The sequence below is a fragment of the Hydrogenophaga sp. GW101-3F08 genome, assembly GCF_059424585.1.
Genome location: NZ_JBWKZP010000002.1, coordinates 199,050 through 212,189 on the forward strand (window position 1 = coordinate 199,050; position 13,140 = coordinate 212,189).

Sequence of the window (13,140 nt, forward strand, 5' to 3'; positions counted from 1 at the left end):
TGACACCAAGCGCACTATTTAATTAGACCGCTTCTGACTAATGCATTTGCGAACGAAGCGGCAGACTCGCATGCGAATGCTGTCCAAGCCCGATCGCGTTTCAATCCGATAATATCGCTTATGCCTCGAATCGTAAACACATTAGTCTTTCGATATCGAGCAGCTTTCATTATCCCTCCAATTTCCATTTCCACAGCTGAAGCGTGACGGGCGCTAGCGCTCATGTCAGACGCGACTCTCGTATCTTTAATAAGAGAATTTGTCGTTATTACTGGAGTGGTGGCAAAAATTGGTTTGCGAGATGCTGAGCCTTCTGGAAAATAATTTTGAATATTTTTCAACACTCCCTTTTTCCAATCATCTGCTCCGTAAAGTCGTTGGTCATCAATGGAGTGCATTGGCGAAATAGTTGGGCAGGAAAGGCCCAACGATTTTGGTTCGTTCCAGTTAGAAAACCTTTGGGAGAATGTCCGAAGACTACTTAGCAACTTTTCAACAGGAACCGTCACGGGACTTCCCATATCTTGATACGTTGTGGGCCCTTCCTCACTTATTGCGTTCACGGAAAGATCGTGTACTCTGCTAGAAATAAGAACGTCTCCAAGTGTGGAGTCCGCGTTGGGAATACTGCCACCGATGCCCACAGCTATCAACCAAGTTGGATCAAAATCATTTATAAAGTTTGTAGCGATCGCTTGTGCAGAAGACTCACCCTGCTCGAGGCATCTGACAATAGCGACGTTAATACTTAATCCTCCCTCGATGGGTACGCTGCAGACGCTGTAATAGGCCGAGTCAGATTCTACTATGAATGTACTCGGAAGCCGTTTAGAAATTGCCTCGTATTCATCCTCCCTAATGGTGATTATTCCAACTTCTACTGTTCTTGTGGAGTTCTTGAATTCACTTAGAGAAATGGTCGATGACGTCATAGTTAAAGAACTTTGAAAAGTGGTGTGTGCGGTAAATTTTGCAATATGCAGATTTAGATCTGGTAATTCACTGCTGTGTGATACTGCAGTTTCAATAGTGGTTGGGAGCGTGCGTGATGCGTCAGAATATTTCTGATATTCCGGTGTACCGTCACCGCGGTTTTCAGAAATAATGAAAACCGAGCAATCTTCCTGAGTTGATTGAAACATTGCATTGATGTTGGAAATACGAGAAAAAAAGTTTCCATCGGCAAATTTCTCACTGTTCTTCATTTCTCTGATGCATTCAGAGTACGGCAATTGTCCGATAAGAACGGCGCGATATTTTGTACCGCTCTTTCTGCAATTTTCAAGAAGTTTCATCAACATTTCTGCTGCCAACGTGGAGTTGACGTTGCCCTTCAGAACAATCCAAGCACCTCTCCTCCAAGGGTTGTGTTCCGAATCAATTATCTTTGAATCGGAAAGACAAAATTGGTATAATAATTTTCGAGAGGAGTTCTGGCAATAGTAACCTGTATTTGGGTCGAATACCTCAAAATTGATTGCGTATGGATAGGCCTGAAGCTCTTCAATAGATCCATATCGCTCAGTGAAAACCCTCGAATCCGATAGCAGGCTTGAATATTCCGATACGCGGAGGGATTCAACTAAATCAGTGCTACTCTTGCAAAGTCGAGCTAGCGATTCTCTATCTTCTATTTCCTTGGAAAACACTTTTCCTAGAAGAATTTGACTAAATGCATCCCCCCCAGTATTTCCGTTCATGCTATTCAGTTCGGAAAAATATTTTAGACATTCATTATGAAGATTTGATCTCTTTCTTTTTGTCTTTTGATTGGCTTCTTCTGCTCGACTAAAAATCCAAAGATCAAGCAGTGCAAGAGTTAGCCGAGCGAGAAGCATTTGATACCCAATCTTGTGGATATGCGTACTTAATGCCTGAGGAACATTCGCTCTCATTGAGTGAATGCTATCTGGCCATAATGATTGCCAATCGTCTAAGAGTGCTCCAGAAGGGTCCTGGGAGGTCGCATATTGCTTCGTCTTTGCAAGTACCTCATGTATCCTGTCCTTCACGAACCATTTGTATTTCATGCAGCCGCTATGTACGGCTGTGTATAACTGGTTAACTTCTCGAAGAACCTCTTGTGCGGTGGAGTAGTCCTTCTTTCGAACCAAGTCGCGAACCTGATCAATCGACGTAATCCATCGCTCTTTCACAATGGCAAGCTCTCCACTTAATGCTCGCACTTGATAGTCGGCATCCGTACATGTGCTAAGCAGCACTAGATCCTTTTCGTTGTTTAGCGGCTTGCTACCGGTACCAACAAGAGAGCCCAATGTTCGTCCGATTCTCCTAGCTGCAGCCTCTTTTCGGTTCCCGATCGCAAGAGACGGCAACGTCCCAAGTCGGTATTTCTCCCCTCCATGGCTGTGATGAAAGTGTTGCGGATATGCATCTTCAATAATTAATCTATTTGAAAGAATGTAGCTCGCATTTCGCACACTCTTTTTTATCGCCGTTTTTGTAATTGACCTGAATTTTGTTGATCGAAAGGCTTTGCTGATCGCTAGGTTTTCGTTGGCCAAAGCGGAGTTAATTCCAGAAATTAGAATCTCTTCAATGTCCTCTTGTGTAATATCAAAATCAGTCTCTTCAGAGGGCTGCACTGAGGTTTTCCATTGAATTCTGCTTCGCAAAGCCTTAGATTTTTCAGTGTTATCAGAGAAAATGTACTTGAAGAATTTGAGTGGATCTTTGATGTCTGATTTGGAAAAATAATGCTCACTCGAACTAGGATTTATTAAGAATCCGCGTTTTACCCAGTTGAGGGATACCCACTCGAATGGGTAATCATTACCCGTTATATAGGGTGTACCTACATTTCCCGACTTATCTAAAGCGAAGGTTGTTGGAACTGGACCGTGAAGATGTCCTTTTATACTGATAATTCGACACCCTACGTCTATGCCCTGTGATGTGTCTAGTCTTTCAATTAGGTCTTCCTGTTGAAGTGCAATTTGAACGAAAAGAACAATAAATTTTTGTAATTCCAAGCCGTATATTTCATCGATCCCCCGCTTCTCCATGTAGGCTCGCAAAGCCTGTGTGCAAAGGCGTTCTTCTGCCTCTCCAAAGACTGCATCCTCCCCATGTCGAAAGGCCCGATATAGAACGTTGTTGTCTTCTACGATTGTTGGAACTGCTACTCCTTGATCTATAAGCTGATCAAGAAAGAATGAAACATATCGCCGGACATTAATTGATTCGCAAGTTAATCGTTCTATTAGAGCTTTCGATGAAAAGCCTCTGCCTAACCTAGTTACTTCCTTGCATTCACTATCTGTAACGTTCTTTAAACCATGCGTTTTGACTAACTCCCTTGCTGGTATTTCTAACTCACGGTACAGCCAAAGGAAGGGCGCAATGCATTCTTGTGCAAGTGAGTAGAAATCTTCGATCTCGATCGTTTCAACCGGAAATCCAACGAGTGCATGGGCCTTAGGCTCCAAGGTGGAACCAGGTAAAAGGGCGTGAGATAGATGGTTCTTTAGAGTGTCAATATTGCCATAAAGTTTCGGGCCAAATGTCATCTCAGCTAAGTCATCTCGAATGTCTGGAGGAATTGAGACGCCTTTAGTGCGCATTAATACAGTGCAAAAGTTTTCTAAAATTCTAAGGGCCAATAGATACTGGAGCAATCGATATCTGGATTTTGCTGAGATAAAGCCTAATTCGCTTAGCAGAACCTCTGATTCGCGCCAAATTTCCGCTTTTGGCTTGATATCAGATTCTCTTATTGCATTCAATACGGCCATTGGCACTAATCGAACGCTCCATGTTTCATTTGATATCTTCCTGCAATATATTCTTATTTTTGCAATGGATATTAGATCGATTTTATTAAGCGTTGATGAAAAAACTTCTTCTAAATTTGGCTCTTCTGAAATTAACGTGAATACTCTTACCCCATTTTTTAGTTGATAGTCGGTCGATATTTCGCCAGTGCTCCATCCCGGAACTTCGAGTAGATCCTTGAGGTCTCTAGACGATATCTTTGCATTCTTCGTGTGTGGGAAGTCAACGTCATAAGGGCGAGGAAATAATGAAATGGCTCTTACGATGTCGTAACACTGCTGCACTGATTGTGCATCGTCAAGCAAAATTATTGGTTCTTGAAGGCAAAGATCTTCAGACTCAATGTTTCCAGGCAGAAGCTCTGATCTCAACCAGTCTTTGTTAATTGCAAGCGAGATGGTATTGCATTCTTTTGCACCAGCTTGCATGACTGCATTTCTAGCGTTGTATATTGATGTCCCGGTGAATATGCAGTCATCAACCAGAGTAACCCTTTTCCCCTTGAGGAATTTGGTATCCATATCTAGTACTCTGTCGCTTACGGCAAGCCCTCTGACATCTGCTAATTTTAGTTCTCGCAAGGCTTCAAAAAAGCAAGCCGCCTTTCTAGCCATAAAGATGAATACATCAGCTTCTTGTTCCCAGAGTCGTTTGCCGAACTCTATTACACTTGTTTGGGTTTCTCCTCTAAATGTTGATAGAAATCGTTTTGTGTTAGATTGTTCGTTTCCGATCGTCATTTTTGCGCCCCCTGATGGTTTTTAGATGCGAATGCACATGAAGAATGATTTATATTTTGCTCTGGGCAAATGTTCTCTAATTCATGGGTCTATTTACTTGCCCCAACTGTCCTTCAACCCTGTAACTCGATTGAACACCGGCTTAACTCCCGCCACGTGATCCACCCGGTCCGCCACAAAGTAGCCAAACCGCTCAAACTGGAATTTCTGATCCGGCTGGGCGGCGGCCAGTGAGGGCTCCACGTAGGCGGTCACCACCTTCAGGCTGTTGGGGTTCAGGGCTTCGATGAAGTCTTTGCCGCCGGCGTCGGGGTTGGGGTCGCTGAACAGGCGGTCGTACAGGCGCACTTCGGCACTCACGCCGCTGGCCACGCTCACCCAGGTGATGGCGGCTTTGGCTTTCACGCTGTCGGCGCCGGGGGTGCCGCTCTTGGTGCCGGGGATCACTTTGGCGTGCACTTCGGTCACGGTGCCGTTCGCGTCTTTGGCGCAGCCGGTGCATTCGATGACGTAGCCACCTTTGAGGCGCACGACGTTGCCTGGGAACAGGCGCTTGTAGCCTTTGGGCGGCACTTCTTCAAAGTCTTCGCGTTCGATCCACACCTCTTTGCCGATCTTGAACACGCGGTCGGGCGGCGGGGTCTGGCCCTCGGCAATCGCGCTGTGGGGCAGGGCGGGCTGGGTGCAGTCTTCGGTGTACTCGTCAGCGCCGAAGGCCTCTGCCCAGTTAGTCAGCACCAACTTGACCGGGTCGAGCACGGCCATGCCGCGGTGGGCCTTGTTTTCCAGGTCTTCGCGCAGGCAGCCTTCGAGCGTGCTGTAGTCGATCCAGGAATCGCTCTTGGTGACGCCGATGCGTTCGGCAAAGAGCTGGATGCTCTCGGGCGTGTAGCCGCGGCGGCGCAGGCCGACGATGGTGGGCATGCGCGGGTCGTCCCAGCCGCTGACTTTGTGGTCGTACACGAGCTGCGCGAGCTTGCGCTTGCTGGTGATCACATACGTGAGGTTGAGGCGGGCGAATTCGTACTGGTGCGGCGCGGGGTGGGCGAGCAGGCCGCCTTCGCACAGGCGGTCCATCAGCCAGTCGTAAAACGGGCGCTGGTCTTCAAATTCCAGCGTGCAGATGCTGTGGGTGATCTGCTCCAGCGCGTCCTCGATGGGGTGCGCAAAGGTGTACATGGGGTAGATGCACCATTTGTCGCCGGTGTTGTGGTGCGTGGCGCGGCGGATGCGGTAGATGGCAGGGTCGCGCAGGTTGATGTTGGGCGAGGCCATGTCGATTTTGGCGCGCAGCACCATGCTGCCGTCTTCGTGCGCGCCGTCGCGCATTTCGCGGAAGCGGGCCAGGTTCTCAGTGGGCGTGCGGCTGCGGAACGGGCTGTCCACGCCGGGCTTGCCGAAGTCGCCACGGGCGGCGCGCATCTGCTCGGCGGTCTGTTCGTCCACATAGGCGTGGCCGGCGGTGATGAGGTACTCCGCCGCGCGGTACATGAAGTCGAAATAGTCGCTGGCCTGGAAGAGGTGGCTCTGGCCGTTGGCTTCCCAGTTGAAGCCGAGCCACTGCACCGCGTCCAAGATGGAGTTGACGTATTCGGTGTCTTCCTTCTCGGGGTTGGTGTCGTCAAAGCGCATGTGGCACACGCCGCCGTAGTCGCGCGCCAGGCCAAAGTTGAGGCAGATGCTCTTGGCGTGGCCCACGTGCAGGTAGCCGTTGGGCTCGGGCGGGAAGCGGGTGCGGATCTTGGCCGGGTCCAGCGGGCCGGCGGCGTGGTGCGCGGCGTCGCCCGGGGTGCCGGCCCAGTGGCGGCTGGCGTAGGTGCCTTTGTCCAGATCGTTTTCGATGATCTGTCGCAGGAAGTTGCTGACCTTGTGCTCACCGGCGGCCTCGGGGGCCGCGGCAGCGTTGTTTTTAGTGGAGGAAGGGGGGGTATTGGGGCTCATTCGAACATTCTAGGGCTGCGTCTTCGGCGCTATCATGGCTTTCGCTTTTTCAGACGAATCTGTATGAAACCCTCCACGGCCCTCCACGCCCATCGATCTGCGGTACGCCGTGTGGTTGAGGCGCATCGCGCGTGCAATGCGCGGGTGTTCGGCTCGGTGGTGGCCGGCAAAGACACGGACGGCAGCGATCTGGACTTGCTGATCGACCCAACGCCGGAAACCAGTTTGATGGATGTGGCCGCGATTCAGGTGGAGCTGGAGAAGCTGCTGGGCGTGCCGGTGGATGTGTTGACGCCCAATGGCCTGCCGGCGAGCTTCAGGCAGGCTGTGCTCGCGCAAGCTGTGCCGGTATGAGCTACGACGCGGTTGATCTGAATGTGGTCTGGAAAACCGTTCAGCGCGATCTTCCGGTGTTGCGTCGCCAGATTGAATCGGTCCGTTCCTGAGTTTCCGCATCCTCGCATGGGCTTGAAGCGGGGGAGGTGTAATTTCTGTCTTGACAGAAATTTCTGATGGCGCCTAACATCCACCCCATGGAACTCACCGAAACCTCCCGCCGTTTTGTGCTGCACTGGGGCGAAATGGGCACAGCCTGGGGCGTGAACCGCACCGTGGCGCAGATCCATGCCCTGCTGTTTTTCCACGGCCGCCCGCTGCACGCCGAAGAGATCGCCAACACCCTGGTGGTGGCCCGCTCCAACGTGAGCAACAGCCTCAAGGAGCTGCAGGGTTGGGGGCTGATCCGGCCGACGCAGGTGCTGGGCGACCGGCGCGATTATTTTGAAACCTCGTCCGACGTGTGGGAGCTGTTTCGCACCATCGTGCGCCAGCGCAAGGAGCGCGAATTTCAGCCCACGGTGCAGATGCTGCAGGCGCTGGTGAACACACCGGAATTCGAGGCCGAATCGGCCGACGCGCAAGACCGCGTGCGCGAGACGCTGCGCTTCATGCAGACCCTGGGCGTGTGGACGGACGAGATGCTTCGCCTGTCGCCCGCCACGCTGGAAAAGGTGATGCGCCTTGGCGCCTCGGTGCAGAAGTTCGTGCGCTCGGACGGCTGAACCGCCGCTCGGGCTTTTTTTGACTGTGAATTTCTGTTTTGACAGAAATAACAGAATCAACGGAGTCGACCGAATCAACGGAATCCAAGGAATCCACAAAGGAAGGCGCGATGCGATGAACCACAACCTCTACCCCCTGACCCTGTACTACGACGGCGCCTGCCCGCTGTGCATGGCCGAGATGAGCAACCTGATGCTGCGCAATGAGCGTGCGCAGCGCCTGCGCTTCGTGGACATCGCGGCGCCGGGCTTTGTGGCGCCGGCCGGCGTGACGCGGGACGACCTGGCGCGGCTGCTGCACGCGCAGGCGCCCGACGGCTCCTGGCTGCGCGGGGTGGACACCTTTGTGGGCATGTACGAGGCGGTGGGCATTTCTTGGGTGGCACGCTCGCTGAGCGCGCCCTGGCTGCGGCCGCTGGCCGACCGGCTGTACCCCTGGGTGGCGGGCCACCGGCATCTGTTTCCGCGCTGGCTGGCGCACGCGGTCTTTGAGACGGCCCTGCGGCGCGCGGCGCGCCAATCGGTGCCGGCCTGTGCCGATGGTGTCTGCCGGAGGGACGGATCATGAACGTCTGGTTGCTGGGTGCCTCGGGGTTTGTGGGGCGGCATGTGGCGCAGGCGCTGCAGGCGGCGGGGCACACGCTGGTGAGCCGCCCGCGGGTGGACATGGCGCGGGCCACGGCGGCCGACGACTGGGTGCCCTACCTCTCGGGCGTGGACGCGGTGGTGAACACGGTGGGCGTGTTGCGCGACTCGCGCCGGCGCCCGATCTGGCCGACACACGCCAGCGGGCCGCAGGCGGTGTTCGACGCCTGTGCCAGGGTTGGCGTGCGGCGGGTGGTGCAGGTCTCGGCCCTGGGCATCGAGGGCAACCCCACCGCCTACGCCCGCAGCAAGCGAGCGGCGGACGAGCACCTGCTGGCGTTGGCCGCTCGCGGCGCGCTGGAGGCGGTGGTGTTGAGGCCGAGCATCGTGGTGGGCGAGGGCGGCGCGTCGAGTGGGCTGTTCCGCGCGCTGGCGCGGCTGCCGTTGCTGCTGCTGCCGGCGCCGGTCGCGCGCGGGCTGGCGCAGCCGCTGCATGTGGACGACCTGGCGGCGGCGGTGGTGGCCAGCCTGCGGTCCGACGCGCAGGGCAGGCTCGAACTGGCGGGCCCCGAGGTGTTCACGCTGCAGGCCCTGATCGCGCACTGGCGCGAGGCCATGGGGCACGGGCCGGCCGGCGTCGCGCTGCTGCCCGATGCGCCGAGCCGCTGGAGCGCGCGGCTGGGGGACGCCGTGCCGCTGACGCCCTGGTGCAGCGAAACGCTGGCTCTGCTGGCCCAGCCCAACACGGCCGACGCGGCACCGCTGGAGCGGCTGCTGGGGCGACCACCGGTGTCGGTGCGGCAGTGGCCGCAGGAGGCGCTGTGATGCACGAACACGAAGCCAATGCAAGCCTGAGCGCGGTCGAGCGCTGGAGCCTGGTGGCCCTGTGGTGGGGCACGGCGGGGGTGTCGTGGCTGGGCTGGGGCGGCATCAGCCACGAGCTGGTGCGCCAGCCCGGCTGGGTGCCCGAGGCCTGGGTGTCGGCCCTGGTGGCCGGCGGCATCGGGCTGGACCTGGCCATGGGCCTGTGGCTGGCGCTGCGGCCCGGGGTGTGGGCTTGCCGCGCTGGCGTGGCCGTGGTGCTGGTGTTCAGCGTGCTGGCCACAGCCATGGTGCCGCAGCTGTGGCTGCATCCCTTGGGGCCCTTGCTCAAGAACCTGCCGATTCTGGCCCTGCTGTGGCGCGGCAGCCGATGGAACCTTCTGGAGGTTGGATCGTGATGAACCTGTACTTGTGGATCAAGACCCTGCACGTGCTCTCCAGCGTGGTGCTGGTGGGCACCGGCTTTGGCACCGCTTTCTACCTGTTCATGGCCAACCGCAGCGGCTCGGTGCCGGCGCAGGCGGTGGTCTCGCGCCTGGTGGTCAAGGCCGACCTGTGGATGACCACGCCGACGGTGATCATCCAGCCGCTCAGTGGCTTCGCGATGGCGGCGATGGCCGGCTGGCCGCTGAGCACCCCGTGGATCGCGCTGGCGCTCGCGCTCTATGCGCTGGCCGGCGCCTGCTGGCTGCCGGTGGTGGCGCTGCAGGTTCGCATGGCGCGCCTGGCTTCGGCTGCACAGGCGCGTGGCGACACCGCGTTGCCCGAGGTCTACTGGCGCATGGCGCGCTGGTGGGAAGGGCTGGGCTACCCGGCCTTCGTGGCGATGATGGCGGTGTTCGCGCTGATGGTGTTCAAGCCACCGCTGTGGGGCTGACGCAGTCTCACATGGACATCGCGGGCGATGCCATGGATTGGGTGGGGGCCTGGGCGGGCGCTGCGTCGCGGGCCTGGACTTGGTTCTGGTCCGGTGCCTGGTCGGCCTGCGCCATCCGGGCAATGGACTGGTGGGTTTCGGTGTTGGCGGCGGCGCGGGCGTCGAGCGCGCCGTCTTTGAGGGTCAGGCCGTCGTACTGGGCAAAGCGGATCTGCCCGTCGGCGACCTTCAGGTGGGTGATGCCGGTCAGCCCCTGTTCACGCGCCTGCCGGGCCAGCGCGTACACGGTGTTGTCCATGCCGGGGTTCCAGGGCAATTGGTGTTTGTCGGCGAGGGCCCGGACGTGTTGCCCGCTGTCCTGGATCAGGCGCAGGCTTTGGGGCGAGAGCTGGTGGTCGGGCTTGAGTTGCAGGGGCTGGTTGAGGGCCTCCGGGGCGGCGGGGCGTTGGGCCGCCAGCTCGTCGGGCGCCAGGGGATGGCGCGCCAGGGCCTCTTGCAAGTAGCCCTTGTTGAGTGCGGTTTCCCAGGCGGCGGCGTTGGCCTGGCGGTCGGGGAGGCCTTTGACGGCTCTCCCGACCCTGCCGGTGTTGATGATCGAGCCCGCGTCGGTGACGCTGGCTCGATCGCTGGTCTTTGGCTGGACCTTGTCCTTCCAGTATTGAACAGCCAGTGTTTCGGCGTTGCCCGGGTTCGCCGCAAGCTCGGGCCGGTTGACCAAGTCCAGCCCGGTTTTTCGGTGGTAGTCGGCGTAGTTGTCTCGCCCGGTCAACTGGATATAGCCACGGCCTCGGTACTCGTAGCCATCATTTGGTTCGGTATTCCCAAGGGCCGCGTCTCCCCATTCACCGCCATATATCTTGTTCGCAATGGCCTTGTGTCGCTGCTGAGGGTCTTCGATGGCCGCAAGCTCTCCTGCTTCCTTTTCGGTCAACCCATTGCGGGGCAGCACCTTGCCGCCGCCTTTGAAGGTGTCCCACAGGACGGAACCTCGGTAGTTCAGGTTCTCTTCCAGGCGGGTGAAGTTCTGGCTCTCGTGCTGCGTCTGCCCCATGAAATTCGCCAGCTCTTTGGTATCGGTGATACCGCTGCGGTAGGCCGTCACCAACAGGGACTCGGCCCGCTCTCGCTGCCGGGCCGTGGCAAGCCCTGGAATGGCCGAGGCGTTGGTACTCATGGTTGCTTGGCCTTAGTTTTCTCGGCTTCGCGTCGCTCCCGCTCTTTGTCCCTCCAAACTGAAGCGTGCGTGACCCCCTTTGCGAAGTAGTTGTCGAACTCCAGCACACGGGCACATGCGCGTTGCTTGTCTTTTTCGCTGATCGACCAGCCGTCGGGCAAATTCTCCGGCGTCCATTGGCCGGCCCCAAGCGGGTCGGAGGCGTCCTGTTCGGCCAGGAAGAAGAACTCCCCCTTTTCGGACGTGACAAACATGTACGGAATGCCGTTGGTGGGCACGTCTTTGAAGAAGTGTTGTTTGTAGTCGTAGGGATTGGGGGGGTAGCTGTACTGCACCACCCCTTCCGGTGTGCCGACGACCAGATAGGCATAGCCCGGGTTGTCCTTGGGCACGCCTTTGAACGTTGCGAAGCCCGGCGACGCGCACATGGACAACAGCCGGTGATCGTGCAGTTCGCAGGAGAAGCGGACCGATTCTTGCGGTCTGCAGAGGTGGGTGACCTGAGCCGCGCGGTTGGCTGGCGGGGATGCGGTCGGGCCTGCGGCACAGGCGCTGAGCGAAACCGCGGTGACGGCGCCCAGCAGCGCGGTTGCCGCAGCGAGGCCGCGAAAGCGTGGTGATTTGTTCATGTTGGTTTGCATCCGCCGATGTGCTCGGGCGGTGTGTGTGACAGGTGGCCGATTGTGCCGTCTGCGGTGTGCGCTGCAATCCCTCAAACGCGGCAGCGATAGGTGTGGTCAGAGCCCGGCCACGAGCGCGGCGTTGGCCTGGGCCATCGCCCGGAACCCGGCGCTGATGCGCGCATCGTCCGCCACGCGCTGCCAGAACCCGGTGGCCAGTTCGCGCGCCTGCGGCCACACGGCCAGGGTGTGCACGCTGGGGCGCGGCGGTTGGGCGGCGAAGTCGCGCGGCACCAGTTCACCGGCCACGGGGGCGTAGAGCATGGGCAGCATGTCGTAGGCGGGGGCGAGCTGCCAGCGGTGGTCGCGCAGCAGCAGCGAGATGTTGCCGTGGTGGCGGTCGGTGTTGGCGATCAGCGCACCAAAGGCGTCGAGCAGGCAGAGGGTGGTCACATCGGCCGCGCTCAGGCGCTCGGGGCCGGCCTGGTCGGAGCGGCGGGCGGTGTCGACCCAGTTGGTGCCCTGGCCGATGTACTGGCGGTCGTAGACCTCGAGCGAGACCATGCCCACACGGCCTTGCGGCGTGCGGTCGAAACGGCGGCTTTCGAGGAAGACGCGGCCCTCGGCCTCGATGAGTTCGGTGTGGGCGGCGCTGATGCCGGCGTCCGCCAGGGTGTGCAGGGCCAGGGCTTCGCAGACCAGCAGGTCGCGCCAGCGCTGGTCGGTGGCGCTCTCGCTGGCCGGGGAGAACTTCACCAGCACCGGGTGCCCTTCGCGCAGCGCGCTGAACTTGGGCTGCTCGCCGCCGGCGCTGGAACCGGCCAGGGTCTGGCCCAGCGCCTGTGCGGCCAGGGCAGGGTATTGCACGGCGGGCGCGTTCACCACGGGCGCGCGGCTGCGCTGCGGCGCGGGCAGGCTCAGGTAGCGGTCGAACGCGGCGGTGCCGACAACGAGGTTGCCGGGCAGGTCTTCGCCGGCGTTGACCAGCGCTTTCAAGATGTGGTCGTCGCTCCAGTGCTGCAGGTTGGCGGGCAGTTGAAGGGCCGGGTGCGTGTCGACAAAGCCCCGACCGAGAAAGCCCTGGGGCCGCATGTCGTAGAGAAACCAGGGCAGGCTGGGGTGGTAGGCGCTGCTGCCGTGCGCCTTGTCGGCTTCGTCCATCCAGAAGCCGCCGCCGGCCAGCGGGTAGAGCGTGCCGAACGGGCGCAGCTCGCCTGGCGGCGTGACTTCATGGATGGGCACCTGGCGGCCCACGCCCTCCACCTCGCGCGGCAGCAGGTAGCGCCGCGCCCGCGCCGCGCCCACCGCCACCACCTGGCCGCCGGCCACCAACGGCGCCAGCAGGCGCGACAGGGTGGGCTGGCTGATGCCCAGGCCTTGCTGCAACTGGGCGCCGCCGGCTTGGCCGCCCAGGCTGCGCAGGGCCTGCAGCAGCCCGCTCTCGGTGGGATTTTGGGGGCTCATGAATGAATTTTTGAATGAATACTTGAATTGAATTTTCAACGAAAACCCATTGTTTATCAAT

11 protein-coding genes are annotated in these 13,140 nt (G+C 58.3%); 6 read left to right on the forward strand and 5 right to left on the reverse strand.

Features of this window, described 5'->3' with window-relative positions:
- Positions 1-14 precede the first annotated feature (14 nt).
- Both AC07YZ_RS06600 and AC07YZ_RS06605 read right to left on the reverse strand, forming a co-directional pair.
- Complete coding sequence (locus tag AC07YZ_RS06600) at positions 15-4,535, reverse strand: phosphorylase family protein (protein ID WP_494794170.1); 4,521 nt, start codon at positions 4,533-4,535, stop codon at positions 15-17.
- 93 nt (positions 4,536-4,628) lie between these two features.
- The gene (locus tag AC07YZ_RS06605; protein WP_494794171.1) at positions 4,629-6,476 is read right to left on the reverse strand and encodes a glutamine--tRNA ligase/YqeY domain fusion protein; all 1,848 of its coding nucleotides are present in this window, start codon (positions 6,474-6,476) and stop codon (positions 4,629-4,631) included.
- Positions 6,477-6,539: 63 nt separating this feature from the next.
- Between AC07YZ_RS06605 and AC07YZ_RS06610 the strand changes: the two genes are divergently transcribed.
- The 6 genes from AC07YZ_RS06610 to AC07YZ_RS06635 all read left to right on the forward strand — a co-directional run bounded on the left by AC07YZ_RS06610 (position 6,540) and on the right by AC07YZ_RS06635 (position 9,821).
- Positions 6,540-6,830, forward strand: a complete 291-nt coding sequence (locus AC07YZ_RS06610; RefSeq protein ID WP_494794172.1) for a nucleotidyltransferase family protein — start codon at positions 6,540-6,542, stop codon at positions 6,828-6,830.
- Positions 6,831-7,009: 179 nt separating this feature from the next.
- Entirely contained in the window at positions 7,010-7,537 is a 528-nt protein-coding gene (locus AC07YZ_RS06615; RefSeq protein ID WP_068174079.1) for a GbsR/MarR family transcriptional regulator, read from the forward strand.
- A gap of 115 nt (positions 7,538-7,652) precedes the next feature.
- Positions 7,653-8,105: a thiol-disulfide oxidoreductase DCC family protein gene (locus AC07YZ_RS06620; protein ID WP_494794173.1), complete on the forward strand. Its 453-nt coding sequence runs from the start codon at positions 7,653-7,655 to the stop codon at positions 8,103-8,105.
- Complete coding sequence (locus AC07YZ_RS06625) at positions 8,102-8,947, forward strand: NAD-dependent epimerase/dehydratase family protein (RefSeq protein WP_494794174.1); 846 nt, start codon at positions 8,102-8,104, stop codon at positions 8,945-8,947. The genes AC07YZ_RS06620 and AC07YZ_RS06625 overlap by 4 nt, the downstream gene beginning before the upstream one ends.
- Positions 8,947-9,342, forward strand: a complete 396-nt coding sequence (locus tag AC07YZ_RS06630; RefSeq protein WP_494794175.1) for a DoxX-like family protein — start codon at positions 8,947-8,949, stop codon at positions 9,340-9,342. The genes AC07YZ_RS06625 and AC07YZ_RS06630 overlap by 1 nt, the downstream gene beginning before the upstream one ends.
- Positions 9,342-9,821, forward strand: coding sequence for a DUF2269 family protein (locus tag AC07YZ_RS06635; protein WP_494794176.1), 480 nt, complete (start codon positions 9,342-9,344; stop codon positions 9,819-9,821). The genes AC07YZ_RS06630 and AC07YZ_RS06635 overlap by 1 nt, the downstream gene beginning before the upstream one ends.
- Positions 9,822-9,828: 7 nt before the next feature.
- Here AC07YZ_RS06635 and AC07YZ_RS06640 read toward each other — a convergent pair whose 3' ends face one another.
- From AC07YZ_RS06640 to yjjJ, 3 genes are all read right to left on the reverse strand, one after another.
- Positions 9,829-10,995, reverse strand: a complete 1,167-nt coding sequence (locus AC07YZ_RS06640; protein WP_494794177.1) for a glycoside hydrolase family 19 protein — start codon at positions 10,993-10,995, stop codon at positions 9,829-9,831.
- Entirely contained in the window at positions 10,992-11,636 is a 645-nt protein-coding gene (locus AC07YZ_RS06645) for a hypothetical protein (RefSeq protein ID WP_494794178.1), read from the reverse strand. The genes AC07YZ_RS06640 and AC07YZ_RS06645 overlap by 4 nt, the downstream gene beginning before the upstream one ends.
- Positions 11,637-11,732: 96 nt before the next feature.
- Positions 11,733-13,079 (reverse strand): type II toxin-antitoxin system HipA family toxin YjjJ, encoded by a 1,347-nt coding sequence (gene yjjJ, locus AC07YZ_RS06650; RefSeq protein ID WP_494794179.1) that lies wholly within the window; start codon positions 13,077-13,079, stop codon positions 11,733-11,735.
- Positions 13,080-13,140: the final 61 nt, after the last annotated feature.